This is a genomic window from Microbulbifer sp. SAOS-129_SWC, from assembly GCF_039696035.1.
Taxonomy (GTDB): Bacteria; Pseudomonadota; Gammaproteobacteria; order Pseudomonadales; family Cellvibrionaceae; genus Microbulbifer.
The window spans coordinates 543,629-570,280 of sequence record NZ_CP155567.1 but is presented as its reverse complement, the minus strand read 5'-3'; the positions used below and the strand labels follow the sequence as shown (position 1 = coordinate 570,280).

The following is a 26,652-nucleotide window of genomic DNA, read 5'->3' as shown; positions in this document are numbered from 1 at the left end:
TCCTGCTCTAAATTGAGGTAAATCGGGAGAGAGTTATGAGTCGTTCCCTGGACAGCCTGCTGCGTCCTTTCGAACACAAATCCCTGAAACTGCGCAACCGGGTGGCCATGGCGCCAATGACGCGCACCTTTTCGCCCGGCTATGTCGCCAACGACCAGGTGGCTGGCTACTACCGCCGCCGCGCCGAGGGCGAGGTGGGTCTGATCATCACCGAAGGCACCTTCGTCGGCCACAAGGCCGCCAACGGCTACGAGAATGTGCCGGCGATCTATGGCGACGACGCCATGGCCGGCTGGAAAGCGGTGGTAGATGAAGTACACGCCGCCGGCGGACAAATCATTCCGCAGCTGTGGCATGTGGGTTCGGTGCGCAAAGAGGGCATCGGACCGGACAAATCCGTGCCGGGCCACTCCCCCTCCGGACTGTTCAAACCGGGCAAGCCCAATGGCCACGCCATGACCAAGGCGGATATCCGCGAAGCGGTGCAGGCGTTCGCCGACTCGGCCAAGGCGGCCAAGCATGCCGGCTTTGACGGCGTGGAAATCCACGGCGCGCACGGCTACCTGATCGACCAGTTTTTCTGGGAGGGCACCAACCAGCGCGATGACGAATACGGCGGCTCAATCGAGAACCGCGGCCGTTTTGCGGTGGAAATCGTCGAGGCGGTACGCGACGCGGTGGGCGAGGACTTCGCCATCGTGCTGCGCTACTCCCAGTGGAAACAGCAGGACTATGACGCCAAACTGGCGCAGAACCCCGAGGAACTGCAGCGCTTCCTGACGCCGCTGGTCAATGCCGGCGTCGACGTGTTCCACGCGTCGACCAGACGCTTCTGGGTACCGGAGTTTGAAGGTTCCGACCTCAACCTGGCCGGCTGGACCAAGGAGCTGACCGGCAAGCCGGTCATCTCCGTGGGCAGTGTCGGCCTCGACGACGACTTTATCGGCGGCAATAACCAGGGCATGGGCGGCACCGCCAATCCCACCGGGCTGGACGAACTGACGCGACGCATGGACAACGGCGAGTTCGACCTGATCGCGGTCGGCCGCGCCCTGCTGCAGGACCCAAACTGGCTGGCGAAGGTGCGCGAGGGGCGCGAAAAGGAAATCACGCCGTTCACCAAGGAAGCGCTGACGAGCCTTAGCTAACGCTTGCGCAAACAAAAAAGCGGCCGCATGCGGCCGCTTTTTATTCCCGAGCGCTTTCCGCTCTATATTCCTATCCGCTCTATATCCTATTCGCCCTCTGGCCAGTCAAACGCCACCGGCCACAACTTCTGTGACGCCTGGTCGTACTCGTCCCACAACTGCTGATAACGCTTGCCCGCCAGCGGGTGCACCGCTTCCGGTGCCAGTTCGGCCAGTGGCAGCAGCACAAATGCGTTCTTGAGAATTTCCGCGCGCGGCAGTTTGACGCCGTCGATGGTGCCGGTGAGGTCGTCGACGGTGAGGATGTCGATATCCAGCGTGCGCGCGCTGAACTTGGGGCCGGCGCGCAGGCGGCCGTTGGCGTCTTCGATTTCGCGCAGGCGCAGGGCCAGCTCGCCTACCGGCAGTTCAGTTTCGAGACCGACCACCAGGTTGTAGAAGTTGTCGCCGTCGAAGCCGACCGCCTCGCTTTCGAACACGCGCGAGACCGCCAGATCGCCGAACAGCCGCGCCAGTGCATCGAGCCCCGCGCGGATGTGCCGCGCGCGATCAATATTGCTGCCGAGACTCAGAAAAACTTTGGCCACTCTCACACTCCTGCGGCGGCACCGCTCGCCGGGCGCGCGCCGCGCTCGATGATCACCCCAACATCCCGCGAACCGCGCACGGCGCCGGGCTTCGACAGGCGCAGGCGCAGCCAGGACACCTCGAATTCATCGCGCACAATCGCCGCGGCCTGTTCCGCCATGGTTTCCACCAGCAGGAACTCGCTGCCTTCGATAAACGCGATCAACCGCTTGGCCACCGCCTTGTAGTTAAGGGTGTAGTCAATATTGTCGGTGCGCGCGGCCTCGCTGATATCGAACGCCATCTCCAGATCCAGGCTGACGGTCTGGCGTACCTCGCGCTCCCAATCGTAGATACCGATGATGGTATCCACCTTCAAATCCCGTATATAGACAATATCCATCGGTCAGCCGAGGCTCCCTTTCAACTCTGTCATTGGCCAGCGCGGGCGCACCTCGATGGCCAGATCCGATTTCTCCCCCGCGCGCAGGCGCAGGCAACCGGCATAGGCAATCATGGCGCCGTTGTCGGTGCAGAACTCGTGGCGCGGGTAATAGACGCTGGCGCCATCTTTGGCCAGCGCTTTCTCCAACCGCTCGCGCAGCAGTGTATTCGCCGACACGCCGCCGGCGATCACCAGCGTCTTGTGACCGGAGGCCTTGATCGCGCGGCGGCACTTGATCACCAGGGTGTCGACCACCGCCTCCTGGAAGGCCGCAGCGATGTCCGCACAGGTCTGCGCATCCGGCAGGCCGTCTTCCAGCGCGTGCTGGCGCACCGTGGTCAGGGTGTAGGTCTTGAGGCCGGAGAAACTGAAGTCCAGCCCCGGTCGGTCGGTCATCGGCCGCGGGAACCTGAACCGCTGCGCATCGCCCTGCTCTGCCAGCGCCGCCAGGCGGGGTCCGCCCGGGTAATCCAGGTCGAGCATCTTGGCGGCCTTGTCGAAGGCCTCGCCGGCCGCATCGTCGAGGGACTCGCCCAGCAGCGCGTAGTCGCCGAGGCCGCGCACATCGACCAGCTGGGTGTGGCCGCCGGAGACCAGCAGCGCCACGAAAGGAAAGGCCGGCGGCTTGTCCTCCAGCATCGGCGCCAGCAGGTGCCCCTCCATATGGTGCACGGCCACGGCGGGAATTCCCCAGCCGTAGGCCAGCGCACGGCCGGCACAGGCGCCTACCATCAGCGCGCCGACCAGCCCGGGGCCGGCCGTATAGGCAATGCCGTGCAGGTCTGCCGGTGTCGTCTCGCTCTGCGCCATCACCTGGCGCACCAGCGGCAGCAGCTTGCGCACATGGTCGCGGCTGGCCAGCTCCGGCACCACACCACCATAATCGGCGTGCAGATCCACCTGACTGAACAGGGCGTGACCAAGCAGTCCCTTTTCGGTGTCGTAGATCGCGACGCCGGTTTCATCGCAGGAGGTTTCGATTCCCAGGACTCGCACTTCTACTCTCTTTAAATGGGGACTGGATCAAGGGGCGGCTATCATACTCGATAGGTGGCACGAGGTGCAGGCCAGCGCGCGCTGTTCCGCTGCATTCCAGCCCATAATAGGCTTGCGAACGCCGGACCGAGTGTATAGAATTTGCGCCCTCGCTGTGACCCGGCCACCGGATTACAGCTGCTAACGCAATTGCCGGAATGGCCGAGAGAAACGAATTTTACAGGTAATCGAATGCCCTCTGTACGAATCAAAGACAACGAACCTTTCGATATCGCCCTGCGCCGCTTCAAGCGCTCTTGTGAGAAGGCCGGTGTACTGTCTGAAGTACGTCGCCGCGAGTTCTACGAGAAGCCGACTGCAGTGCGCAAGCGCAAAGCTGCCGCGGCCGTGAAGCGTCACGCCAAGAAGCTGCAGCGCGAAAACCGCAAGTTCCAGCGCCTCTACTAAGAGCCGCAGGCCGCGTTAAGCCTGCTGCAGCGAGGTTGCCGGAAGGGGACATCACTCCCCGGCGGTAGCAAAAAAACGGCGTGCGAGCCCGACTCGCGCGCCGTTTTTCATTTAGCTGGCCCCAACCTCGGCCCCACCGATTTTTTGTTACCCGCGAAAGCGCTATTCTTGGCGTCCGTAACCCTTTTGTGACCCCTGAAACGGAACACACGGTACAAAATCATGAGCACCCTCAAGGAAACCCTGGCCCAAGCCACCAAAGACGCCATGAAAGCCCGCGCCAAGGAGCGCCTGGCCACGCTGCGCCTGATCAATGCCGAGATCAAGAAGGTCGAGGTCGACGAGCGCATCGAGCTGGATGACGCTCGCATCCTCGCCCTGCTGGACAAGATGACCAAGCAGCGCCGCGACTCCATCACCCAGTACGAGAAAGCCGGCCGCGCCGAACTGGCCGCCGTGGAGCAGGCCGAAATCGATGTGATCCAAGAATTCCTGCCGGAACAGCTGAGCGAAGCGGAAATGGCCGACATCGTCGCCGCCGCAGTTAAGGATACTGGCGCCAGCAGCATGGCCGATATGGGCAAAGTCATGGCCCAGGTCAAACCGCAGGTGCAGGGCCGCGCCGATATGGGCGCCGTCAGCAAACTGGTGAAAGCGCAATTCAGCTGACCGCTGAAGCGCTAGCGAGACCCTATGGCCGGCAAGATCCCCCAGCACTTTATCGACGACCTGCTCGCACGGGCGGATATCGTCGAGCTGGTGGACAGCCGGGTCAAACTGCGCAAAACCGGGAAAAACTATTCCGCCTGCTGCCCGTTTCACGATGAAAAGACTCCATCGTTCACGGTAAGCCCCGACAAGCAGTTCTACTACTGCTTTGGCTGCGGCGCCAACGGCAACGCCCTCGGCTTCCTGATGGAGTACGACCGGCTCGGCTTTCCCGAGGCGGTGGAAAAGCTCGCCGCCACCCGCGGCCTCGAAGTCCCGCGCGAACAACTGGCCCCCGGCCAGGAAAAGCGCCAGCGCGAGAGCCAGTCGCTCTACCAGCTGACCGAAAAGGCCGCCGACTACTACCGCCAGCAGCTGCGCGTGCACCCGGGTGCCGGGCGCGCCACCGCCTACCTCAAGGACCGCGGCCTCACCGGCGCCATCGCCCGCGATTTCGGTATCGGCCTGGCGCCGCCCGGCTGGGACAACCTGCTCAACGCCCTCGGCGACACGGCCGAGAAGGCCGACCAGCTGGAGCAGGCCGGCCTCGCCATCCGCCGCCAGGACAGCGACGGCAACACTTTTTCAACAGCCAAGTCCGCGCAGCGCCACCACTACGACCGCTTCCGCAACCGCATCATCTTCCCGATCCGCGACCAGCGCGGGCGCACCATCGCCTTCGGCGGCCGAGTACTGGGCGACGACAAGCCCAAATACCTGAATTCCCCGGAAACGCCAATCTTCCACAAGGGCCGCGAACTCTACGGCCTGTGGGAAGCGCGCCAGGCCAACCGCGACCTGAAGCGGCTGATCGTGGTGGAAGGCTATATGGACGTGGTGGCGCTGGCCCAGTTCGATATCCGCTGTGCGGTGGCGACCCTCGGCACCGCCTGCGGCGAGGACCATATCCAGCTGGCCTTCCGCCACACCCTGGAGCTGGTGTTCTGTTTCGACGGCGACAAGGCCGGCCGCACCGCCGCGCGCCGCGCGCTGGAAGCGGCGCTGCCGCAGATGCAGGACGGGCGCAGCCTGCGCTTCCTGCTGCTGCCGGAAGGCGAGGATCCCGACACGCTGGTACGCCAGGTGGGTGGCGAACGCTTCGAACAGCTGCTCGACGAACAGGCACGGCCGCTGGAGGATTTCCTCTTCGACCTGCTCGGCGAGGGCATCAACCTGCAGACCATGGACGGCCGCGCGCGCCTGTCCAAGCTCGCCGCGCCGCTGCTCGACCAGCTGCCCGAGGGCATCTACCGGGCACTGATGTTCCAGCAGCTGGCCGCCCGCACCGGCCTCGATCGCGACACCCTGCAGGAAGTCATCAGTGCGGAAAAGGCCCGCGCCCGCGCCGCCCAGCCGGCCCACCCGGCCCCTGCGCCGGCGCCGCCACAGCGCGAAACCGCCGCGCCAGTGCCGCCGGTGCGCGAGGAAGACTTTGCGGGCGGTTTCGAATACGACCAGATGCCCCCGCCCGAGGACCCCGGGCACGGGGGTTTACCGCCGCAGCCGGCACCGGCGCGCCGCAGTGGCCAGTACCGCCTGCCCGCGGAGCGGATGCTGATCGCACTGGTGCTGCACCACCCGGAGCTGGCCGCAGCCGTCACCGACATCGGCCAGTTTATCCACAGCAGCGATTCGGATCTGCGCCTGTTCGGCGAAGTTCTGCAGGTAATGCACCAGCGGCCGGGCTGCAACTACAGCCAGTTTCTCGGCCACTGGATGGCGCACAAGGATCACGAATCCCGCGAGACCCTGGCCAAGCTGGCCGCCAGCCACCCCATCGTGGGCAATTCCGGGCTTGAGCTAGAATACGACCCGGCGGCCGAGTTTGCCGACTGCCTGCAACGCCTGGCGCGGGCAGAGGAAAAGCAACGCAAGCTCGATCTGCTGGCGCAATTGAAGGGCAGCGCCGGGCTCAGTGCCGAGGAGCAGCTGTCCCTGCTCGCCAACTGGCGCCACAAACGAGAATGAATTCGCGGTGCAGGCCTTGAAAACTCAGCGGCCAGCACCATATCCAGTCACCCCCCGGATGGGGATCGGGAAGATTACAGTGAACATCGCACCAAGGCGTCTCTTGACAGCCAGAGTGGTTATTGCTATCGCAAATACGCTATAATCCCGAGTCTTTGTCCCGTATTTTCTCCTTACTTTTCAGGGTTGTGCATGACCGACAAAACCCAGCAGCAGAAGACCACCTCCCGTATCCGGGAACTGATCGCCCGCGGCAAAGAGCAGGGCTTTCTGACCTATGCAGAGGTGAACGACCACCTGCCGGAGGACATCTCCGATCCCGATCAGGTGGAAGACATCATCGGTATGATCAACGACATGGGTATCAAGGTGTTCGAAAGCGCACCGGATGCCGAAGAACTGTTGATGGCCGAGGGCGACAGCTCTGCCGATGAAATCGCCGCCGCCGAAGCCGCCGCCGCACTCGCCGCGGTGGAGTCCGACGTGGGCCGCACCACCGATCCGGTACGCATGTATATGCGCGAAATGGGCACTGTTGAGCTGCTCACGCGCGAGGGCGAAATCGCCATTGCCAAGCGGATCGAAGAGGGCCTGCGCGAGCTGATGGCCGCGCTGGCCTACTGGCCCGGCGCCGTGCAGCAGATCATCGAAGAATACGAGCTGATCGAAAAAGGCGAGCGCCGCATCCCGGACGTGATCGCCGGCTGGCTCGACCCGGCCGACGAAGTGCCCCCGGGCGCGCAGGCGGGCCAGAGCGCCAGCAGCAGTAGCAGCAGCAACGACTCCAGCGACGACGACAGCGATTCCGATGACGACGATTCCGATTCCGAAGAGGAAGAGGAAAACACCGGCGGCATCGACCCGGAAGAACTCGCCGAGCGCATGAAGAAGCTGATCGCCGCGCAGAAGAAAGCCGACGCCGCGGTCAAAAAGCACGGCCGCGACTCCAAACAGGCCGGCGAGGTCATGGAAGCCGTGGGCGAAGTGTTCCGCTTCTTCAAACTGGCCCCGCGCCAGTTCGACCCGCTGTACATCGCGGTGCGCAGCATTCTCGACGACGTGCGCGCGCAGGAGCGCACCGTCATGAACCTGTGCATCAAGCGGGCGCGCATGCCGCGCAAGACCTTCATCAAGGAGTTCCCGGGCAACGAGACCAACGAAGAGTGGATCCCCGGCATCATCAAGAAGAAGCGCGACTACTCCGACGCCCTGCGCCAGGTGTCTGAAGACATCATTCGCTGCCAGCGCAAACTGGCCCAGTGCCAGGAGAGCGCCGGCCTGGAAATCGGCCAGATCAAAGAGATCAACCGCCGCATGTCCATCGGTGAGGCCCGCTCCCGCCGCGCCAAGAAGGAAATGGTCGAGGCCAACCTGCGCCTGGTCATTTCCATCGCCAAGAAGTACACCAACCGCGGCCTGCAGTTCCTGGACCTGATCCAGGAGGGCAACATCGGCCTGATGAAAGCGGTGGACAAGTTCGAATACCGCCGCGGCTACAAGTTCTCCACTTATGCCACCTGGTGGATTCGCCAGGCGATCACCCGCTCCATCGCCGACCAGGCGCGCACCATCCGCATCCCGGTGCATATGATTGAGACCATCAACAAGCTCAATCGCATCAGCCGCCAGATGCTGCAGGAAATGGGCCGCGAGCCGACTCCGGAAGAGCTGGGCGAGCGCATGGAAATGCCGGAAGACAAGGTACGCAAGGTCCTCAAGATCGCCAAGGAGCCCATCTCGATGGAAACTCCGATCGGCGACGACGAAGACTCGCATCTGGGCGACTTCATCGAAGACCAGAACCAGTCTTCACCGGTGGACACCGCCACCCAGACCGGCCTGCACGACGCCACCCGCTCCGTGCTGTCCGGCCTGACTGCACGCGAGGCCAAGGTCCTGCGCATGCGCTTCGGTATCGACATGAACACCGACCACACCCTCGAGGAAGTGGGCAAGCAGTTCGACGTTACCCGCGAGCGTATCCGCCAGATCGAAGCCAAGGCACTGCGCAAGCTGCGCCACCCGTCGCGCTCCGAACACCTGCGGAGCTTCCTCGACGAGTAAGCGCAAAGCCCGGCTCCGCCGGGCTTTTTTTATGACATTTTATTGACAGCCGCGCGGCTAGAATCCGCCGCGAATACCGCTGCACAGCGGGCTGTAAACCTGACTCATGGGCCGCAAGAAACACACCATGCCAGACGACTTTGTCAACAAACCCGGCAAGACCGGCATCGCCCGCCTGATCGACGCCACCCACTACTCCCGCGAAGGCCTGCTCGCCACTTGGCGCAACGAGGCCGCGTTCCGCCAGGAAGTCACCATGGCGATTTTCCTGATCCCGCTGGCGCTGTGGCTCGGTCACGGCGGGGTCGAGCGCGCACTGCTGATCGGCGTGACCTTTATGGTCATGATCGTCGAGCTGCTCAACAGCGCGGTCGAGGCCGTGGTCGACCGCGTGGGCCCGGAGAAACACCCGCTGTCGAAAATCGCCAAGGACACCGGCTCCGCCGCCGTGTTTCTGGCACTGCTGATGTGGCTGCTGACCTGGGGCTGCATCCTGTTACCACGCTGGATTCCCTGAGCCAATTCACCCCGCCGCGGCAGCGACTTACGATATAAGCGCGCCGCGGTCGGCGTTTAGGCGCCACTGTTTTCGCCCCCCTCCTCCGCAGCCAAATCGCTCGTCTAGACTTTTCCCCACCCGAATTAAAAGCAGTGACAAACCAGGGAAAGGTTTATGTCAGATTTACGCACGGGGCCAGTGCTCGCCCGCTGCGCCGGCCTGCTGTTGGCCGCCTCCTTTTCCAGCCCCCAGATCGTCCTCGCCAGCTGCACTGATCATCTACCCGCGAACGGTGCCAGCGTCACCTGCAGCGGCAACGACAGTATCGGCGTGCACGCAGCCGGCGCGAGCAATGTCAGCGTCACCATCGACGCCGGTGCCAGCATCACCACCGCACAGGCCCCCGCTGTCGTCCTCGGCGCCGGCGCCAGCGTGCGCAACTACGGCAGCCTCAGCTCCGGCGATCCCTACACCGTGCAACTGTCCGGCGGCGACAACACCTTCTACAACAGCGGTACCATCGGCGGCGGCGTCAGCCTCGGTGGCGGCAACAACCGGATTGAGCTGGGCGGCGGTCGCATTGGCACCTGGCTGGTGGGCAGTAGCGGCGCGGACACGCTCGACTGGCACGGCGGCTGGGTCGGCGACGGCATCAGCCTCGGCGGCGGCGACGACCGCGCCACCCTGCGCGGTATCGACGGCGCCGACCACACCCCGCTCGATGGCGGCACCGGTTACGACAGCCTGCTGCTCGATCATCAGGTCTTCGCCGATCCCGCCAAGCTCGGCGGCTGGGAATCCATCCGCCTCGGCGAGGGCTCCAACCTCACCCTCAACAACCCCCTGCAGCTCGGCGACATCGACGCCCTGCCCGCGCGCCTCGTACTCGACCCCGGCAGCCAGCTATTGCTGCCGGAATTTGACGGCAAGATCGCCGCCAGCGGCGCGCTGCTGCTGGACAACAACGGCACCATCGACCTGCGCGGCGGCACCGCCAACCAGCTGACTGTCGGCGGCGACTACCGCGGCAGTGGCCGTATCTACCTGGATGTCACCATCGGCGGCGACGACGCCAGCGGCGATCGCCTGGTCATCGACGGCGGCCACGCCAGCGGCGGCACCGAACTCGCCTTCGCCACCTACGGCAACAGCGGCCAGGCTACCGATCAGGGCATATTGGTAGTGGAAACCCGCAATGGCGGCAGCAGCGCTGCCGACGCCTTCTACATGGCCGCGCCGATCGCCAGCGGCCCCTACGAGTACTACCTGTTTCGCGGCACGCCCGGAGAGGACGACGACAACTGGTACCTGCGCTCCACCCTGCTGCCCGGCAGCGCCGCCCCCGCCACTGCATCGCCAGCCATGCAGACCGGTAGCGGCACCAGCCAGCCACTGGCGCTGGCGCCCACCGCCACCACACCGGTGCCGCTGTACCGCCCGGAAATCCCGCTCTACGCGCAGATCAAGGGCCTCGCCCAGCAGCTGTCGCTGCAGCAGATCAGCAGCTACCAGCAGCGCCGCGGCGAACAGCTGAGCGGCGGCCCCGGCAATCACGGCGGCTGGCTGCGGCTCGACTACCGCCCGGTACAGATGGACTGGGGCGGCGATATGCCCACGCGTTTCGACGGCTATATGAGCGGTCTGCAACTGAATGGCAATCTCTGGGCCGGCCCCACCTGCCACGGCAGCGAAGAGTGGGGCCTGTTTGCCGGCAGCAGCACCGCGCGCGGCAATGTCACCGGCCTCGCCCGCGGCAACGCCGACTACCGCGCCGGCACCAACCGCATCGACAGCTACTACTTCGGCGCCTACTTCACCGACTACCGCAACAGCGGTGGCTACTTCGACCTGCTGTTCAAGGCCGGCTATCTCAACGCCGAAAGCCGCTCCAGCCGCGATATCAACACCAGCGTGCACGGCCCGCAACTGAGCCTGTCGCTGGAGAAGGGTTTTGCCCCGTGGAGCAGTGCAACCATCGGCGTGGAACCGCAGCTGCAGGTGATCGCCAACTACACCAACCTCACCGCCTACGAGGACGGCTACGCCCGGGTGGAACCGGACATGACCCCGGAACTGACCTTCCGCGCCGGCCTGCGCGCCTACAACCGCCGCGGCGACAACCGCTACTACCTGTTCGGCAATCTCTGGCACACCCTGCACGGCCACGACGAACTGCTGTTCGACACCCGCCTGTTCCTCGAAGACCAGCGCCGCGCCACCTGGGGCGAGCTGGGCGCCGGCGTGGACCTGCTGCAGTTCCGCACCGGCAGCCTCTACTTCAACCTCAGCTACCAGCAGTCCCTCGACTACCACCGGGACTGGCGCGGCGCCAGCGGCAACCTGGGCTTCGACCTGAACTGGTAACCCGCCGCCCCGCAAGCGGGAGCGGGGGGCCGGGGGAGAGGGATGATGAAAGAGGACGGGAATAGACGCCGGCACAGCGGACACAGGCAGGAAGCCATTGATTCCCAAGGGGAAATCGAGTATTTTCCCAGACCGCTGACGGCGCCGCCGCCGGCGTCTTCAGTGGGGGCCCTTAGCTCAGTTGGTTAGAGCATCCGACTCATAATCGGCAGGTCCTGGGTTCAAGTCCCGGAGGGCCCACCATTTTTCCTTCCCCGCTGAGCCGTTCTTTGCGGCTGCCCTAGCTACCAATTTAAGTTCAGCCTGCAATCTGGCAATCGACCCATTTCCCACTCTTCCCCTCAGTGGAGATATGATCCGGCCTCCACCAAAATAAAATTACGCGTCAAAACTTTGTTCTGCCCCCATTTAATTTGATAGGTAATGAAATTGGGCCGGCGGCAGAAAAAACGACCGAATTCAGTAGCCGGGGGCTATTTAACACATTGGATTCATAGCTAACTTATTGATTTCACTACTATGCGGCCGCTTATCAAGAGCCAAACCGGGAGGCGCGCAACTCGACTTGGAGCTCGTTAATTTTGACAGATGAATCATGGTAGGTCGGCAACCTATTGATCTAACTTCCATTTTCGTGGAATCTAAAAAGCTCTTACCGAGATATGACGCGGGTAGCTCTTTAATAAACTGTTAAGAGTCTATGAGCACAGAAGACAAGAAATAGAATATTGATCGTCTTCCCACTAAGTGGGAGTGCTTCTATGAGGCCCTATTTTCAATATTGGTATTCTCCTTAATGTCAGTTTTCCTTTATGCTTCTTGCCTGGGAGTTCTGGAAAATGACGCCACTGCCAATGTATGGTTCACGCGGTTTCGGATAATAAGTGCAATTGGTAAGAGAGAGGCCAGCTGGTAGAGTCGGCGCTTCTCCCCGCCAAGAGAAAAGCACTGATGAGCTACAACCAGCTGACCGAGAACGAACGATACCAGATTTATAGTCTGAAGAAAGCCGGGCACTCGCAAATAGAGATTGCCGAACTTCTGGAAAGGCATCCCTCTACGATCTGTCGAGAGCTGCGTCGCAACAAAGGGCTACGAGGGTACCGGCCCGGGCAAGCTCAAAAGCTGTCGAATGTTAGACGGTATGGGGCCCACAAGGCTCGGAAGGTGACGGACGAGGTACGTGATCAGATTGAAACGCTGCTCCGGCAGGAGTTAAGCCCGCAGCAGGTAGCAGATTATCTGAAACGGTGTACGGGTATTTCCTTACATCATGAGACAATTTATCAGCTGATCTATGCCGACAAGGCTCATGGCGGCGATTTGTATACGCATCTGCGAGTAGCGTCAAAGCCCTACCGCAAGCGTTACGGCAGCAACGATCAACGCGGCAAGATCAAGAACAGAGTGAGTATTGATGAACGCCCTGAGGTTGTTGACCTGGGTAACCGAATTGGCGACTGGGAAGGCGATACAGTCATCGGCAAAGGCCGCAAAGGTGCGCTATTGACCCTGGTAGAGCGCAAATCGCTGTATACGGTCATTGTGTTGCTGACGGGCAAGAGAGCCGACTTGCTCGCCGCTGCAGCGGTTGCGCATATGGTACACCTTAAGGAGAAAGTCAAAACAATCACGTTCGACAATGGCCTTGAGTTTGCCGGTCATGAAGAGATCGCGAAAGGACTGGAGGCGGATATTTACTTTGCCCATCCCTATGCATCATGGGAGCGTGGAATCAATGAAAATACCAATGGTCTTATTCGGCAATATTTCCCGAAGGGAACGGACTTCAGTACGGTATCGGATGAGCAGGTTCAGTTTGTCATGGACCGCCTGAACAGCAGACCAAGAGCGACCAGGGGTGGACGATCGCCAAATGAGCTATTTATGGGGCGGCGGGACGATTTGCTCGCTGCATGAAGAAATTGCAGTTATTACTTGAAACCGCGGAACCTTGATTCATACCCAGATGGGATAACCCAGCAGTAGCTATGTATCCATATGAAAACACATAAATATTTTCAATATTTGCTTCTAGCAATTTTTTGGTTTCACCCTTATTTGACTTGAGGACAAGATTGCCACCCCATTCTCCTCGGTCACTGCCTAGCAACCAGCCATCCTCCACAGGAAGTGCGACGACGGGCACTTCATCTACAGTATTTACAACTCGACCTTCTGGCCCATAACCAACGACATCAAATTTGAATGTTAATTGTTCTAGTTGTGCCCGCCCATTTCTATGATTTAGTTTTCCTGGAGTCATTTGATCAGCAAAGTAGGGATCAAACTCCTCACAAGCGACGTGTGGCAGTACATCTGAAAAGGAATAATTGCAAATAAATAAACCAGAAATAAACCCAAATAATCGTATTAAATTCATTAATAATCCTTGATGGCTAACGCTCACAGGAGGGGCGGCTTAGCTTGTGCGCTTTTTACGCAAAAATGGGTGCATGTGAATAGCGCTTCGCGCAAAATGTGCACAAAGTGAGGCGTCCCGCACAGGCCCAAAGAGCCGGAGCTTCATTGCCTGTAATTGTTATGTGCCAACAGACTTTAGGCTCACCGGGAGCCCATTCATTATCTGGGCCGGGGCCACCCAATTTAGCCAATATTCAAATCCGAACAGTTCCTTGTAACCGGAATCTATAACCCACCCTCCTAGAGATAATGTGTACAGGTGATTTCCATCATGCAGGCAATAGAATACAAATACTTGATTTTGCGTTGAACTTGGCTTGTATTCACATTCCATAATCGTTTGATTGGGTGACTTAGTATCAATTGGAATGTATAAAGCACTTAGATCTTTATTCACTATAAGCTTATGGAGCTGAACATCCTCTTCTCTAGGCATTCTTCCAGTAGGAACCCACTCACCCACCAGATCCTTCTCAACGATACTCCTGCCGAACGACAGGTCAGAAAGTGCGAGCATCAATAAAAATATAAATAGCTTATTCATTTTTTCATATAACGCCGCGTTCAGCCGCGGCCAAAGTTGAGTGGACTCTGTGGCATAAGCGTAGCGACCAAAAAAGAGGTACGGCTTAGGACGTCGTACTGCGGCGCCCTGTTACGTGACAGAGCTGTTCATTTTTTAATTTCTTGGGAACTACACAATTTCTTATATTGAAGTGAGCCCGTAAAGTCACCGACTTCCTGATAAATTCGGCCTAACATGCTGCAAGATACCTCATACCCTTGCGCCTTTGCCTTAACGTGCATTAAATACCACTTAACAGCTTTTTGATAGCTGCTTTGCCCTTCGTAAAAATAGAAATTCCCCAAACCTAAATACGAAGCAGTCTGCCCACTTTTGGCTGATTCCAAATACCAATGCAAGGATTTTTCTGGTTCATTTGCAAATCCATAGGACATACCTAACTGGTACTGAGCAGCAGTGTCACCAGCTCGAGCCGCGTCTATGCAAGGCTTGTAGGTATGTGCGAATTTATAGGCTTCTTCAAATGACCGTACCCAATCTTCACATGACATATCTTTTGCCTGAGCTAAGGCACTAAAGATCAAAAACAAAAAATAGAAAAATACTCTCATCTTTAACATTCAAGAACGCCCGCAGCAGGAGCGGCTTACTTTGGGCGCATTTTGCGCAAAAATGGGAGCGAATCGACCTGCGTAAAATGTGCACATAGTAAGACGTCCCACGGAGGCCCGAAGGGCCGGAGCATTCTGTCTGCGTTTTTTATATGGGACTTAACCACTCACTTGCTTTGGCGCTAAGAGGGTTAGTACTGTCAAGTAAAGCCAACCACCGATACAGCTAAAACCTAAAGCTAGAGCAGCCGCTGAGCAGGCTACGGTTGAACGACCTTGCTTTTTCGCAACCCAAAATGCCAGTAATGCTGGAATAACGGAAGTGAAGATCAGTATGTAAGGGACGAGCCCAATATTTATACTCATGTGTTACTCAAAATCTACTTGTTGTCGAAAACGACTGGATTCATATAACGCCCATAGCAGAGGCGGCCGAAGCGCAGCGTAGGCCGTCCCTCCCAGGCCCCGCAGGTGACTGGGACTTGCTGCCTGTGATTGTTAAGAATGATCACCGCACTTGCCCTGCTTGATTAATGTTGTGCACCCAGCCAAACCAATTAAAGCGGTACCTACCATATACGAAGAGCTACCTGTTCCAAAAACTGATAGGACCAAAATAACGCTGCTCATGGCACCAATAACATACCCCGTTATTAAGATAGCCCTTGAGCTGGTTTACTACGCTTACCAAACAATACGCGGAACAATAGGTAGCCGGCGCCAATAAATAGCAATGCTGCTAATACCAATATGACGCGGTTTCAAGTAATAACTGCAATTTCTTCATGCAGCGAGCAAATCGTCCCGCCGCCCCATAAATAGCTCATTTGGCGATCGTCCACCCCTGGTCGCTCTTGGTCTGCTGTTCAGGCGGTCCATGACAAACTGAACCTGCTCATCCGATACCGTACTGAAGTCCGTTCCCTTCGGGAAATATTGCCGAATAAGACCATTGGTATTTTCATTGATTCCACGCTCCCATGATGCATAGGGATGGGCAAAGTAAATATCCGCCTCCAGTCCTTTCGCGATCTCTTCATGACCGGCAAACTCAAGGCCATTGTCGAACGTGATTGTTTTGACTTTCTCCTTAAGGTGTACCATATGCGCAACCGCTGCAGCGGCGAGCAAGTCGGCTCTCTTGCCCGTCAGCAACACAATGACCGTATACAGCGATTTGCGCTCTACCAGGGTCAATAGCGCACCTTTGCGGCCTTTGCCGATGACTGTATCGCCTTCCCAGTCGCCAATTCGGTTACCCAGGTCAACAACCTCAGGGCGTTCATCAATACTCACTCTGTTCTTGATCTTGCCGCGTTGATCGTTGCTGCCGTAACGCTTGCGGTAGGGCTTTGACGCTACTCGCAGATGCGTATACAAATCGCCGCCATGAGCCTTGTCGGCATAGATCAGCTGATAAATTGTCTCATGATGTAAGGAAATACCCGTACACCGTTTCAGATAATCTGCTACCTGCTGCGGGCTTAACTCCTGCCGGAGCAGCGTTTCAATCTGATCACGTACCTCGTCCGTCACCTTCCGAGCCTTGTGGGCCCCATACCGTCTAACATTCGACAGCTTTTGAGCTTGCCCGGGCCGGTACCCTCGTAGCCCTTTGTTGCGACGCAGCTCTCGACAGATCGTAGAGGGATGCCTTTCCAGAAGTTCGGCAATCTCTATTTGCGAGTGCCCGGCTTTCTTCAGACTATAAATCTGGTATCGTTCGTTCTCGGTCAGCTGGTTGTAGCTCATCAGTGCTTTTCTCTTGGCGGGGAGAAGCGCCGACTCTACCAGCTGGCCTCTCTCTTACCAATTGCACTTATTATCCGAAACCGCGTTCGATATATCTTATAGATAAAAAAAGTTATAAAGTTAAAAGACTACACTCCCTTGTAAGTGCTCCAAAAACATCATGGTTGTTAAAGAATGGGGATCTTTTAATAAATATGCATAACGGTGAATCTTCAATTTTCCATAAAGACGGAAAAGTATCTCGCCTGATTTGTTCAAACTTCGCTGAGAAAAATGGCTAACAAAGTCAAGCACAGCAACAGTTGTTCCTTTACGGCTTTACCTTCACTAAAAAGCTGCGTGTTTTGGCGACTTTACATTTTAAGATCATGGTGATAGAAGCTAAATTAGAAGAAAAAGATTGGAAGATCTTTAATCATTACATCCGTGCTAAAGCATTGAAAGATACCAAGTCCTGGATTGATTCTCCTTTTTTCAATGCCTTCATCTGGCTGATGATTGCGATCGTAATTTTGGGTTTTATTCGTCCAGAAATGGGGTTGCATTGGCAGTCGGCAGCATTCTCGGCTGTCGTCTGCGCAGTTATATTTTTCTCAATCTATTCTAAAGAAGTTAAATTTCTTAAAAATCTATTACCGCTTGTAGATAACTCTATCTATGAAAAGCGAGTAATAGAGGTATCTGAGAGTGGCATTAGAAGTAAAAACAGTAAGCATGATATTTTTCTCTGCTGGGATAATTTTACTTCCATCGAGTATGAGCGCGGATTGATAATGATTTTCATAAATCGGGCAAATGCTATTGTCATCCCGGCTATACAGGTACCAGAGCCAACGGAGTTCGTGGAAAAAATTCGTGCCCTCGTCAAAATGTAAAAGGCCGAGAAGTGTACTCCAGGCCTTTGGATCTCCGCGGGACAGCTCACCTTGTGCACGTTTCGCGCTGCTCACTGCGCTCTCATTTTCGCGCAAAACGCGCACAAGGTAAGCTGCCCCTCCTGGTGGAGTTATAAGGACAGGAAGCATGACTCAAAAATTGACGCGAGCTAAACAAGAGGGAAAAGCAGTATTTTCTCCATTTATTGGAATTGCCGCTGTGTTAATCCCGCTCGGTAATCTGCTGCCGCCTATGGTGATGGCTATTGCTATATTTATTATATTTGCGTCACCTTCTCTTATTATCCTCAACTCAAAAGATCGTAAAATTTTTGCTTCATCTGCAGTAGTTTTATTAATCTTTGTTTACCTTGCTAACTTGATATTGGAGTTTGAAAAGTCGCAAGTTATAGCAGGCTTAGTACTTGGCTTGGCGTTTATGTTGGCAGCAGTCTTAAAAAGTAGGCGCTACTGAAATAGGTCAAAGTGCTTATATAAAGGTACTTAAAAAGCGGATACGTAATAGTTGGCTCGGATTCTCTTAGCTATACACTTTGGCCACCTATTACTTAGCCGTTTGACAAGGTATCAAACGCAATATGAAATCGAAGGTTATATTCCTATTACTATTTTTGCTTTGCTCGTGTGGAAAGACGCGAGAGGAAATGATAGGAAAAACTTATCTTCCGCTAACTAAACCGGAATCATTTGAATTCACGGCTAAAAAAGAATCGGAATATTCGATATGGATTTGGTTCGATGAGCAAAAAGCAGCTGGGTCAAATGACATAGAGAAGTGTAAAGATAGTAAAGATCCTTGGTGCTTAAATATCCTTCGCTTTGGTCTTATCTCTTGGGAGATCGAAAATACGAGAGAAGCAATTATTAAAGCAGGCACAATCCGAGATAGCTTTATTACGCACCCTTATGGGTGGGGGCTAGCGCAAGCACACTTACAAGTTGGAGAAAAAATTATATTCAACATTTCTTCTAAAGGTGGAGCCGAAGCCCCAATTAGGCAAGAGATAGAAATCCAAGTATGGCGCTAAGTCCGCTTAGTATCAAGTTTGAACCGCGACAATAGCCATTAGATCCCATAATACATTTCCTCTGGAGTTTTGTAGCCAAAGCGTTTTCTTGGTCGCTGATTGAGGCGATTGGCAATTTGATTGCACTGCTGCTGGGTAAGGCCCTCCATGCTTTCCGTTTTGGGTAAGTATTGGCGAATGAGCCCATTGATGTTCTCATTGCTTCCCCTTTCCCAGGAGTGATATGGATTGGCAAAGTAGAATCTCACGTCGTGACGCCCTTCAATCTTCTTGTATTGATGGAACTCTGTACCGTTGTCTGCTGTGATCGTCTTGAACCCAGCTGGATCCCGATTTATCAGGCTTATGACTTTCTTATTTAGCGCCGCTGTAGATTTATCCGGCAGCTTGCCGATCATCACATAGCCCGTCTTCCTCTCAGATAACGTCACTATACAATGATTGCTACCTCGCCCATGGACAGTATCGATCTCCCAGTGACCTTGGTATTTTCGGCTTTCAACACTAACCGGGCGTTCAGATATATGTCGTTTATCAGCTAGCCTTCCTCGGCTGTCATAGGCCTTGTAGCGCTTCCGCCGCTGCTTAGATGATTGTCGCAAGTGTGTCCATAACGTGCCACCGGCGGCTTTATCTCGCCAAATGTACTGATAGATTGTTTCATGGCTTATACGCTTAGCCATCAAACCAAATCGGCGTATATAGCCGACAACCTGCTCAGGGCTCAGCTTTTTCCGAAGTAGATTTCTAATTACCTTGAAGTCACCATGGCTGTATTGTCTGTTACGCCTCGAGCGCCTTCGCCTTGCAACAGTGCGCCGATGGGCTTTACTAGGTCGATATGAGCCGTCAATATGGTGGCAGCTGTTTCTATTGATTTCGCGGTAGATGGTGCTGCGATGTCGATCGAGGTTTTTGGCTATAGCGACTACAGAAAACCCTTGTTTTCTCAACGCAGCCAAGATATACCTCTCTTCTGAGGTGATCTGCTGGTACTTCATGGTTATTTTTCACTTCTTGGCGGGAGTAAAAAGACCTCAGTATCGCAGGTCACCTCTCTTAATAATAACAGTGTCGCACTTAGTATATGAATTCGGCCCGCTTAACAAAGCACAACAATGGGACGCCTTAGTGTGCACGCTTTATGTGCATTCGCTTCACTCCATCGTTGCACATAAACTGCACAAAACAAGCAACCCAGTGCGAGGCGCTAACCCTTAATATTCCCAACTGCGCCGGCTTTGTCTAGCCATGCCTACCCCTAGGGAGACCGGTTTGTTTTGCGTAACTGCTAGGCTGACGACTATTGCACACGGTGCCGACCAGGGGGGTTCCGGCTCCCCCCTAACCCGAATTTTGCCAATGCAAAAAAGACCGGGGCGGCAGTCTTGAGCCATAGCCCCCAGGAGATTCATGCCGCCCCCCAGCTAAATCAGCATACGGGCACTATTTTGGGGTAGATACGAGGGCCATTGATAAATTCATTTCTCAAAAAAGGCAAACAATAGCAATCTTACGAGGACTGTTCATGTAACGGAGGGCCGTCATTCGCCTGAACCGATTTTCGCTACTAAATAGGCCTTCCGAACCACCCCCTCCAGCTTCGCATGCGGCACCGTCAACTCCACCTCGCCAGAGGAATAAGGCGCCAGCGTATAAACCCCATACAGCAACACCACTCCCTTCTCAGTCAGCTGAAAATCCTCACTGTGCTGGAACGGCCAGCTGCTTCTGAAGTCGGCATCCGCCTTCTGCGCCTGTAGCCATTGCTCGTGTTCGTCCCGTGCCAGGTTCCAGAAGGCGCCTTCCTGGCCCGGCTCGATAATATCGTTCAGGATGACGCGCTTGTCTTGTGCCAGGTCCCAGTTCAGCCAGTGGGTTACCGGCATGCCGTGGGCGCCGCCGCTGTAGGTATAGGTGTTGATTGCCACGGTGAGCAGGTTGCCGTGGCGCGCGAGCTTTTCCGCTTCTCCGTTCATCTGCCAGTGGGCTACAGACATATCTGAAACCTTGGCGGCTTCCGCGATAAAATTCTGCGCTAACTGCGCGAAACTGGTGTTAGCCGGTGACTCCGCCGCTTCGCCATTGCCCTGCAGCTGCTCGAGCAACTGGGTGCGAATGGCGTCGTTGAGCGCGGGATGATTGGTGAACACTTCGCGCCGGATGACCACTGCGGTGCAATCCTTGTCGTCCTTGCACGCCGGCGCGCGCCATTCGTTGGTTTCCAGCTTGGAACTCAGGGGTACTTCGGCCGCGGCCTGCTGCTTTTCACAGGCGGTCAACGTCCACAGCAGGCTACAAAGCAGGGCTACTACAGGCACAAGCCGAACCGCCCGCAAACCGTTCATATTCCACATGTTCATTTCCTCTCGCCTGGTTCACGGTTTTCCTGGCCGCCGCTATCTTTTTCGCCCAGATACCACATCAGGGCAGTCAACATTGCCAGCGGTATTAAAATCACCGCCCACTGGTATACAGACAGCGGCCCGACGCTTATCCCTTACAGCGCGCGCGGACGACGATAGCGGCGCGACCAGTTTGAGGCCGATTTCGTCGTCGAGCACCGGTGGCGACGCATCGCTCTGTACATGGATGGCCCGCCACAGCGCGACGCGCTCGGCGGTATTTTCCGGCCCTGCGCTGTCCTTGTCCGGGCTAGTCATTCAGGCCCTGCCCATCGAGAATTCGGTCGACACACTTCTCCACCCGGGACGCGCGCGTTTTCGCTTGCTTGGCGGAGGAAAAATGCAGCAGGTAGCCTCGCTGCCGGCCCGGGGTCAGGTCAAAGAAAGCCGCCTTCAGCGCCGGGTCGCTGTCCAGGCGGCTCTGGAATTCCTCGGGGATGGCGAAATCCGCGGTCTGCTTGAATTCCACCTTGAGGCCCGCTTTCTCGATGGCGATGGCCTCGTCGATATAGCTTTTCAGCAGGCCGGCAATTTTTGCGGTTTCCTGCGGGTTCCTGAACTCGATCCTGCGGGCGGACTGGGTATTTTCGCCGGGCTTTGCCAGCACGTTGGCCGGATCCCTGAGCAGGGCGCCCTTCGGGAACAGCAGCGCGCCGAATTCCTTGAAGCCCTGCAGGATCAGCACATTATTTTTGTCATAGGTGTAACAGGGCTTGCCCCATTTCAGCTCTTCAGTCAGCGGGGAGTCGAGAATCACCGCACGCAGCGCAGTGAATGCCTGCTGCCATTTTTCCGACCGGCCGATAAAGGCATCCACCTGCGGGTTTTTACCATCCATTGTTCGACACCCTGAATCTGGGAATTTTCAATGATCGGGTTTTACGCGACATTGCCCGGCAACGAGAGAATTCCGGCAGTTGCGCCGGAACCACAATTCTATGCCCGCCCTGCGGCAAAATAGAACCCCCATCCGGGAGTTTTCCATGGCGATGCACGCGTGGTTGTACACCTGTTCGAAACCGCCACGGCTGTTATAGTGGGTGCCTGCTCGCCCCAACCCCGGGAGGACTCCATGAGCGAATCTGCAATCCACGGCAGCTGCCTGTGCGGCACGGTCGAATTCGAAATCAGCCCGCCATTCCAGCGCATGGTGCACTGCCACTGCAGCCGCTGCCGCAAGGGAACCGGTACCGGGCACGCCACCAATCTGCTGGTGGCGCCGGAGCAGCTGACCTGGCTGGCCGGCGAGGCATCGATTGCCCGCTACGACCTGCCCACGGCGAAGAGCTTCGGCAAGTGGTTCTGCCGTAACTGCGGCAGCCCACTGCCGCGCATTTCGCGCAGCGGCACGGTGGTGGTGGTGCCGGCCGGGGCGCTGGACGAGATGCCGCCGATTGCACCGACGGACCATATCTTCTGGGATTCCCGCGCCGACTGGGACAACGACAGCGGCGGGCTGCCCACGCACACGACCTACCCGGATACCTGGTAAACGAACCCACGCTGATGACACAGGCACTGCGGAAACAAGTGCTGGCGCCGCGTCGCGGCAGCCGGGTAGACGCCTTCACAATTCGGGCGCGCAGTCACTTCCATCCGTCGATTCCACTGCGGTAGCCGCCGCCCTTGTGGAATAATCCGGGCTCCAGTTTTCCCTGGGGAGGAATATTCCATGAAGTTGACCGCCCGTGAATTTGTTGAAATGAAGGGCCAGCGCCCGATCGCCATGCTTACCGCCTATACCTGTCCGGTAGCCCGCGCGCTGGAACGCGCCGGAATTCCGGTAATCCTGGTGGGCGATACCGTGGGGATGGTGGAGATGGGGTTCGACAGCACCCGCGACGTCACCATCGAACATATGGAATACCACGTCGGCGCCGTGCGCCGCGGCGCGCCGAAGACGCATATTATCGGCGACCTGCCCTACCGCACCGACCGCGACCCCGCCACCGCACTGGCCTGCGCGCGGCGACTGCTGGATGCCGGCGCCGACAGCATCAAGCTGGAGGGCGCCAAGCTGGATGTGATCGCACATCTGGTGCAGCAGCAGATTCCGGTCGTTGGCCATACCGGCCTGACACCCCAGACCGCCACCAGCTTCGCCAAGGTGGGCCGCAGTGACAGCGAGGCACAGCGGATCCGCGAGGAATCGCTGGCTATCGAGGCTGCCGGGGCCTTTATGCTGGTGCTGGAACATATCCCCTACGACCTGGCCACGGAGATTACCGCCGGGCTGGCCATCCCCACCGTCGGTATCGGCGCCGGCCCGGACTGCGACGGCCAGGTGCTGGTGACCAACGATGCCCTGGGGCTCGGCGACTACTGGCCGCCATTTTCCAAACAGTACGCGCATCTCAGCCAGTCGATCCTCGATGTGGCGAAGGACTTCGCCGGTGAGGTCGAATCCCGCGAGTTTCCCAACAATATCATTCCGTTCGCCCGCGCCGGCGGGCGCTAGCGAGCACTAGCCGCACCGGCCCAAAACAGCACCCCGGAGGTACCCATGAAAGCAGCAGTGGTGGATTCTTTTGACAGCGCGCCGCGCTACGGCGACTTTGCCGAACCCGAGGCCGGTGACGGCGAAGTCCTGGTGCAGGTGCGCGCCGCCGCGCTGTCACAGCTGGTGCGCCTGCAGGCGGGCGGCAAACACTACACCAGCGGGCAGCCGCCGTTCGTGCCCGGCGCCGACGGCGTCGGGCGCCTCGACGACGGCCGCCGCGTCTATTTCGCTTTTCCGCGCCCGCCGGTGGGCGCCATGGCCGAGCGCGTGGCGGTGAGGGCGGATTGCACCGCGGCGGTGCCCGACAGCATCGATGATGTCACCGCGGCGGCCATCGCCAACCCGGGTATGTCCTCGTGGGCCGCGCTGACCGAACGCGCGCACCTGCAGGCGGGCGAGACAGTGCTGGTCAACGGTGCCACCGGCGCCTCCGGGCGGCTCGCGATCGGCATCGCCCGCCACCTGGGTGCCGGGCGGGTTATCGCCACCGGGCGCAACCCGGCTTCAGAGGCGGACATGCGCGCGCTCGGCGCGGACGAATTTATCGCCCTCAATGGTACCCGCGCGGAAATGACGGAGAAGTTCCGCGCGGTGATCGATCGCGGTGTGGATATCGTGCTGGACTATGTGTGGGGGCCGGTGGCGGAGGCGTTTATGGCCGCGACCACCGGATCAGCCCAGGGCGCGGCCGCGGCGCGCATTCGCTTCGTGAATATCGGCGCGCTGGGTGGCTACGAGATCAACCTGCCCGCCGGTGCGCTGCGCAGCAGCGGGCTGGAACTGCTCGGCAGCGGGCTTGGCAGTGTCGCGCACCCGGTGCTGGTGCGCTGTATCGGCGAGATGCTGCAGGCGGTGGACAGCGCCGGCCTGCAGATTGCGACCGAGGCGTTGCCGCTGGCGCAGGTCGAGACAGCCTGGAACCGCGACAGCCGCGCGCGGCTGGTGTTTACCCTGCCCTAGCCCCTACCAGCCACACCCCGCCTGGCCCTGCGGCCAGGCGCGCTCGCCATTGCCGTGACCGGCGCGCCGCTCGACACCGTGGTGCGCGACTTGCGGCCTGCGTCATGCCCGGTGCGCAACATGTGTGCTCGCACCCACTTCACCACTCCCCCTCCAATGCCGTACGCCGCGCCAAGCGGGCACTCTGGTCTACGCTGAAAGAATCGTCGGCAAATCCGTTTGCTCACTGCCGCGCTCAATCTGGCGCGCTCAATCCATCGGGAGTATGGGATGCACCAGTCCAAGCCCTCCGAGGAAACCTCCGCGCCCTCGGTGTCGGAGGCCCGTATCAAACCCCTGGTTTTTTACGGTTCGATTATCGGTATCGTGCTGTTTTCCCTGTGGGCGATGTTTTTTACCGAGGAGGCCGGCCGCCTGATCAACTGGGTACTGGGCTGGATTTCCGGCAGTTTCGGCTGGTTTTATTTCCTCGCCATCGTGGCCTACCTGGCCTTTGTGGTGCTGGTCGCGGTGTCCAAGTTCGGCGATATCAAACTGGGCCCGGACCACGCCGAGCCGGAATTCAATGTGGTCACCTGGGCGGCGATGCTGTTCAGCGCCGGCATCGGTATCGATCTGATCTTCTACTGCATCGTGGAGCCGGTGACCCAGTTCATGGCACCGCCCGTCGGCGAGGGCGGCACCGTGGCCGCGGCGCGCCACGCGATGGAACTCACATTCCTGCACTGGGGGCTGTCCGGCTGGGGGGTTTATACCCTGGTGGGGATGGCGCTGGCGTTTTTCAGCTACCGCCACGGCCTGCCGCTGACCATCCGCTCGTCGCTGTTCGCGCTGTTCGGCCGGCGTATCAACGGCTCCCTCGGCAATGCGGTGGATATCGCGGCGGTGCTGGGTACCGTGTTCGGGGTTGCCACCAGCCTCGGCATCGGCATTATCCAGCTCAACTTCGGCCTTAAATATATGTTCGGTGTGCCCGAGGGCACACTGACCCAGGCGGCGCTGGCGGTGATGATTGTGGTGTTCTCGGCCATCTCCGCCGCCACCGGGGTCGAGCGCGGTATCCGGCGGCTGTCGGAATTCAACATGCTGCTGGCGGTGCTGATGATGCTGTTCGTATTGTTCAGCGGCCGCACGCATTTCCTGCTCGATGCCTTCGTCACCAACCTGGGGGATTACCTGCAGCACTTCGTGCAGCTGTCCTTCAACACCTTCGCGTTCGATCCGCCCACCGACTGGCTCAACGCCTGGACCCTGTTCTTCTGGGCCTGGTGGATCGCCTGGGGGCCGTTTGTGGGGCTGTTCCTCGCGCGCATTTCCCGCGGCCGCACCATCCGTTCCTTCGTGGCCGGCACCCTGATCCTGCCGTTCACCTTTATGGCGGCGTGGATGGCGATCATGGGCAACTCCGCCATCGATATGGTCATGGAGGGCGCGACCCAATTCGGCCATGAAGCGGTCGCCCACCCGGGCTCGGCCATCTACCTGTTCCTGGAGCAGCTGCCCTGGTCGCTACTCACCACCATTACCATCACCATCCTGGCGATCGTGTTTTTCGTCACTTCCGGCGACTCCGGTTCGCTGGTGCTCTCCAACCTGACCTGCCGCATCGACGACCCCAACCACGACGCGCCGCCGTGGATGCGCGTGACCTGGGCCGGCATTATCGGCATCGTCACCGTAGCGCTGCTGATGACCGGCGGCCTGTCGGCACTGCAGGGTGCGGTGGTGATCATGGGGCTGCCGTTCACCTTCGTGCTGCTGCTGATGATGGTCAGCCTGTGGAAGGCGCTGCGCCTCGAAGGGCTGAAGACCGCCAGCATGCAAGAAGCGCTTTCCGGCCACCTGTCCGGCCGCACCATGTCGCGCGAGGGGCACACCAACTGGACCCAGCGGCTGGCGCGTGCAATCAGCTTTCCCACCCTGCGGCAGGTGGAGCACTTTGTCGAACGCACCGTGCGCCCGGCCTTCGATGCAGTGAAAGAGGAACTCACCGAGAAGGGCTATCCGGTGACCATCAGCGGCGAATCCGGCGAGCAGCTGCACCTGTCCCTCGACGTGGATCTGGGCGAGGAAGTGAATTTCACCTACCAGGTTTGGCCGCGCCAGTGCAGCATGCCCGCATTCACCCTGCGCGCGGAAAAACCCCGCTCCACCTATTACCGGCTGGAACCTCACCTGCGCGAAGGCGGCCTGACCTACGACCTGATGGGCTATACCCGCGAACAGGTCATCGGCGATATCGTCGATCACTTCGAGGCCCACCTGCAGTTCCTGCATATGCGCCGCGAACTGTCGTCGCGCACGCCGGGCGAGGAAGGCCAGCCCGGCGCCACCTAGCCCGGTA

24 protein-coding genes and 1 tRNA gene are annotated in these 26,652 nt (G+C 58.4%); 16 read left to right on the top strand and 9 right to left on the bottom strand.

Translation table 11 applies throughout. The features are described from left to right. Positions 1-35 precede the first annotated feature (35 nt). Complete coding sequence (locus ABDK11_RS02315; protein WP_346838711.1) at positions 36-1,148, top strand: NADH:flavin oxidoreductase; 1,113 nt, start codon at positions 36-38, stop codon at positions 1,146-1,148. 86 nt (positions 1,149-1,234) lie between these two features. Here the strand turns inward: ABDK11_RS02315 and folK are convergent, their stop codons facing one another. The 3 genes from folK to tsaD are packed head-to-tail and all read right to left on the bottom strand — an operon-like array spanning position 1,235 to position 3,156. Continuing rightward, positions 1,235-1,735 carry a 2-amino-4-hydroxy-6-hydroxymethyldihydropteridine diphosphokinase gene (gene folK, locus ABDK11_RS02310; protein ID WP_346838710.1) on the bottom strand — a complete coding sequence of 167 codons (501 nt, stop codon included), beginning with the start codon at positions 1,733-1,735 and terminating at the stop codon, positions 1,235-1,237. A 2-nt stretch (positions 1,736-1,737) separates the two neighbouring features. Then, complete coding sequence (folB, locus tag ABDK11_RS02305) at positions 1,738-2,118, bottom strand: dihydroneopterin aldolase (protein ID WP_346838709.1); 381 nt, start codon at positions 2,116-2,118, stop codon at positions 1,738-1,740. Between the two features lie 3 nt (positions 2,119-2,121). Continuing rightward, a complete protein-coding gene (tsaD, locus tag ABDK11_RS02300; protein WP_346838708.1) occupies positions 2,122-3,156 on the bottom strand; it encodes a tRNA (adenosine(37)-N6)-threonylcarbamoyltransferase complex transferase subunit TsaD in 1,035 nt (344 codons plus the stop codon). Between the two features lie 231 nt (positions 3,157-3,387). Here tsaD and rpsU point away from each other — a divergent pair, with 231 nt between their 5' ends. The 8 genes from rpsU to ABDK11_RS02260 all read left to right on the top strand — a co-directional run bounded on the left by rpsU (position 3,388) and on the right by ABDK11_RS02260 (position 13,126). Next, positions 3,388-3,603, top strand: a complete 216-nt coding sequence (gene rpsU, locus ABDK11_RS02295; protein WP_020411530.1) for a 30S ribosomal protein S21 — start codon at positions 3,388-3,390, stop codon at positions 3,601-3,603. A gap of 222 nt (positions 3,604-3,825) precedes the next feature. After that, positions 3,826-4,272, top strand: a complete 447-nt coding sequence (locus ABDK11_RS02290; protein WP_346838707.1) for a GatB/YqeY domain-containing protein — start codon at positions 3,826-3,828, stop codon at positions 4,270-4,272. Between the two features lie 24 nt (positions 4,273-4,296). Then, on the top strand, positions 4,297-6,279 hold the full coding sequence (gene dnaG / locus ABDK11_RS02285) for a DNA primase (protein ID WP_346838706.1): 1,983 nt from the start codon (positions 4,297-4,299) through the stop codon (positions 6,277-6,279). Positions 6,280-6,471: 192 nt separating this feature from the next. After that, positions 6,472-8,343 carry an RNA polymerase sigma factor RpoD gene (gene rpoD, locus ABDK11_RS02280; protein ID WP_346838705.1) on the top strand — a complete coding sequence of 624 codons (1,872 nt, stop codon included), beginning with the start codon at positions 6,472-6,474 and terminating at the stop codon, positions 8,341-8,343. 127 nt (positions 8,344-8,470) lie between these two features. Further along, entirely contained in the window at positions 8,471-8,860 is a 390-nt protein-coding gene (locus ABDK11_RS02275; protein WP_346838704.1) for a diacylglycerol kinase, read from the top strand. A 156-nt stretch (positions 8,861-9,016) separates the two neighbouring features. Next, entirely contained in the window at positions 9,017-11,206 is a 2,190-nt protein-coding gene (locus tag ABDK11_RS02270) for an autotransporter outer membrane beta-barrel domain-containing protein (RefSeq protein WP_346838703.1), read from the top strand. A 166-nt stretch (positions 11,207-11,372) separates the two neighbouring features. Beyond that, positions 11,373-11,449, top strand: a tRNA-Ile gene (locus tag ABDK11_RS02265). A 708-nt stretch (positions 11,450-12,157) separates the two neighbouring features. Beyond that, positions 12,158-13,126 (top strand): IS30 family transposase, encoded by a 969-nt coding sequence (locus ABDK11_RS02260; protein ID WP_346836609.1) that lies wholly within the window; start codon positions 12,158-12,160, stop codon positions 13,124-13,126. On the opposite strand, the gene ABDK11_RS02255 is transcribed toward ABDK11_RS02260, so the two are convergent. The 3 genes from ABDK11_RS02255 to ABDK11_RS02245 form a co-directional block, all read right to left on the bottom strand. Further along, positions 13,092-13,589 carry a hypothetical protein gene (locus tag ABDK11_RS02255; protein ID WP_346838702.1) on the bottom strand — a complete coding sequence of 166 codons (498 nt, stop codon included), beginning with the start codon at positions 13,587-13,589 and terminating at the stop codon, positions 13,092-13,094. The genes ABDK11_RS02260 and ABDK11_RS02255 overlap by 35 nt on opposite strands. A 713-nt stretch (positions 13,590-14,302) precedes the next feature. After that, entirely contained in the window at positions 14,303-14,776 is a 474-nt protein-coding gene (locus ABDK11_RS02250) for a hypothetical protein (protein WP_346838701.1), read from the bottom strand. A 774-nt stretch (positions 14,777-15,550) separates the two neighbouring features. Next, positions 15,551-16,519 (bottom strand): IS30 family transposase, encoded by a 969-nt coding sequence (locus ABDK11_RS02245; RefSeq protein ID WP_346836609.1) that lies wholly within the window; start codon positions 16,517-16,519, stop codon positions 15,551-15,553. A 302-nt stretch (positions 16,520-16,821) separates the two neighbouring features. On the opposite strand from ABDK11_RS02245, the gene ABDK11_RS02240 reads away from it, so the two are divergent. The 3 genes from ABDK11_RS02240 to ABDK11_RS02230 all read left to right on the top strand — a co-directional run bounded on the left by ABDK11_RS02240 (position 16,822) and on the right by ABDK11_RS02230 (position 18,443). Continuing rightward, positions 16,822-17,394, top strand: coding sequence for a hypothetical protein (locus ABDK11_RS02240; protein WP_346838700.1), 573 nt, complete (start codon positions 16,822-16,824; stop codon positions 17,392-17,394). A 148-nt stretch (positions 17,395-17,542) separates the two neighbouring features. Further along, positions 17,543-17,869, top strand: coding sequence for a hypothetical protein (locus ABDK11_RS02235; RefSeq protein WP_346838699.1), 327 nt, complete (start codon positions 17,543-17,545; stop codon positions 17,867-17,869). A gap of 190 nt (positions 17,870-18,059) precedes the next feature. After that, a complete protein-coding gene (locus ABDK11_RS02230; protein WP_346838698.1) occupies positions 18,060-18,443 on the top strand; it encodes a hypothetical protein in 384 nt (127 codons plus the stop codon). A 38-nt stretch (positions 18,444-18,481) separates the two neighbouring features. On the opposite strand, the gene ABDK11_RS02225 is transcribed toward ABDK11_RS02230, so the two are convergent. The 3 genes from ABDK11_RS02225 to ABDK11_RS02215 all read right to left on the bottom strand — a co-directional run bounded on the left by ABDK11_RS02225 (position 18,482) and on the right by ABDK11_RS02215 (position 21,686). Beyond that, positions 18,482-19,444 carry an IS30 family transposase gene (locus tag ABDK11_RS02225; RefSeq protein WP_346838697.1) on the bottom strand — a complete coding sequence of 321 codons (963 nt, stop codon included), beginning with the start codon at positions 19,442-19,444 and terminating at the stop codon, positions 18,482-18,484. A 543-nt stretch (positions 19,445-19,987) separates the two neighbouring features. Next, the gene (locus ABDK11_RS02220) at positions 19,988-20,764 is read right to left on the bottom strand and encodes a DUF3298 domain-containing protein (RefSeq protein WP_346838696.1); all 777 of its coding nucleotides are present in this window, start codon (positions 20,762-20,764) and stop codon (positions 19,988-19,990) included. 334 nt (positions 20,765-21,098) lie between these two features. Next, positions 21,099-21,686 (bottom strand): YdeI/OmpD-associated family protein, encoded by a 588-nt coding sequence (locus tag ABDK11_RS02215; protein WP_346838695.1) that lies wholly within the window; start codon positions 21,684-21,686, stop codon positions 21,099-21,101. Between the two features lie 234 nt (positions 21,687-21,920). Here ABDK11_RS02215 and ABDK11_RS02210 point away from each other — a divergent pair, with 234 nt between their 5' ends. From ABDK11_RS02210 to betT, 4 genes are all read left to right on the top strand, one after another. Then, positions 21,921-22,340 carry a GFA family protein gene (locus tag ABDK11_RS02210; protein ID WP_346838694.1) on the top strand — a complete coding sequence of 140 codons (420 nt, stop codon included), beginning with the start codon at positions 21,921-21,923 and terminating at the stop codon, positions 22,338-22,340. 180 nt (positions 22,341-22,520) lie between these two features. Continuing rightward, the gene (panB, locus tag ABDK11_RS02205; protein WP_346838693.1) at positions 22,521-23,306 is read left to right on the top strand and encodes a 3-methyl-2-oxobutanoate hydroxymethyltransferase; all 786 of its coding nucleotides are present in this window, start codon (positions 22,521-22,523) and stop codon (positions 23,304-23,306) included. 45 nt (positions 23,307-23,351) lie between these two features. Then, entirely contained in the window at positions 23,352-24,308 is a 957-nt protein-coding gene (locus ABDK11_RS02200) for a zinc-binding alcohol dehydrogenase family protein (RefSeq protein WP_346838692.1), read from the top strand. A 270-nt stretch (positions 24,309-24,578) separates the two neighbouring features. Continuing rightward, positions 24,579-26,645, top strand: coding sequence for a choline BCCT transporter BetT (gene betT / locus ABDK11_RS02195; RefSeq protein ID WP_346838691.1), 2,067 nt, complete (start codon positions 24,579-24,581; stop codon positions 26,643-26,645). Positions 26,646-26,652 lie beyond the last annotated feature (7 nt).

What these genes read in the sequence shown, in the direction of transcription:
- ABDK11_RS02270 (WP_346838703.1), top strand. Translation starts at nt 9,017, where the DNA reads ATGTCAGATTTACGCACGGGGCCAGTGCTCGCCCGCTGCGCCGGCCTG.
- ABDK11_RS02200 (WP_346838692.1), top strand. Translation starts at nt 23,352, where the DNA reads ATGAAAGCAGCAGTGGTGGATTCTTTTGACAGCGCGCCGCGCTACGGC.
- ABDK11_RS02230 (WP_346838698.1), top strand. Translation starts at nt 18,060, where the DNA reads ATGATAGGAAAAACTTATCTTCCGCTAACTAAACCGGAATCATTTGAA.
- ABDK11_RS02245 (WP_346836609.1), bottom strand. Translation starts at nt 16,519, where the DNA reads ATGAGCTACAACCAGCTGACCGAGAACGAACGATACCAGATTTATAGT.
- ABDK11_RS02290 (WP_346838707.1), top strand. Translation starts at nt 3,826, where the DNA reads ATGAGCACCCTCAAGGAAACCCTGGCCCAAGCCACCAAAGACGCCATG.
- ABDK11_RS02210 (WP_346838694.1), top strand. Translation starts at nt 21,921, where the DNA reads ATGAGCGAATCTGCAATCCACGGCAGCTGCCTGTGCGGCACGGTCGAA.
- ABDK11_RS02215 (WP_346838695.1), bottom strand. Translation starts at nt 21,686, where the DNA reads ATGGATGGTAAAAACCCGCAGGTGGATGCCTTTATCGGCCGGTCGGAA.
- panB (WP_346838693.1), top strand. Translation starts at nt 22,521, where the DNA reads ATGAAGTTGACCGCCCGTGAATTTGTTGAAATGAAGGGCCAGCGCCCG.
- betT (WP_346838691.1), top strand. Translation starts at nt 24,579, where the DNA reads ATGCACCAGTCCAAGCCCTCCGAGGAAACCTCCGCGCCCTCGGTGTCG.
- ABDK11_RS02225 (WP_346838697.1), bottom strand. Translation starts at nt 19,444, where the DNA reads ATGAAGTACCAGCAGATCACCTCAGAAGAGAGGTATATCTTGGCTGCG.
- dnaG (WP_346838706.1), top strand. Translation starts at nt 4,297, where the DNA reads ATGGCCGGCAAGATCCCCCAGCACTTTATCGACGACCTGCTCGCACGG.
- ABDK11_RS02260 (WP_346836609.1), top strand. Translation starts at nt 12,158, where the DNA reads ATGAGCTACAACCAGCTGACCGAGAACGAACGATACCAGATTTATAGT.
- ABDK11_RS02255 (WP_346838702.1), bottom strand. Translation starts at nt 13,589, where the DNA reads ATGAATTTAATACGATTATTTGGGTTTATTTCTGGTTTATTTATTTGC.
- ABDK11_RS02235 (WP_346838699.1), top strand. Translation starts at nt 17,543, where the DNA reads ATGACTCAAAAATTGACGCGAGCTAAACAAGAGGGAAAAGCAGTATTT.
- ABDK11_RS02275 (WP_346838704.1), top strand. Translation starts at nt 8,471, where the DNA reads ATGCCAGACGACTTTGTCAACAAACCCGGCAAGACCGGCATCGCCCGC.
- folB (WP_346838709.1), bottom strand. Translation starts at nt 2,118, where the DNA reads ATGGATATTGTCTATATACGGGATTTGAAGGTGGATACCATCATCGGT.
- ABDK11_RS02315 (WP_346838711.1), top strand. Translation starts at nt 36, where the DNA reads ATGAGTCGTTCCCTGGACAGCCTGCTGCGTCCTTTCGAACACAAATCC.
- rpsU (WP_020411530.1), top strand. Translation starts at nt 3,388, where the DNA reads ATGCCCTCTGTACGAATCAAAGACAACGAACCTTTCGATATCGCCCTG.
- ABDK11_RS02250 (WP_346838701.1), bottom strand. Translation starts at nt 14,776, where the DNA reads ATGTTAAAGATGAGAGTATTTTTCTATTTTTTGTTTTTGATCTTTAGT.
- rpoD (WP_346838705.1), top strand. Translation starts at nt 6,472, where the DNA reads ATGACCGACAAAACCCAGCAGCAGAAGACCACCTCCCGTATCCGGGAA.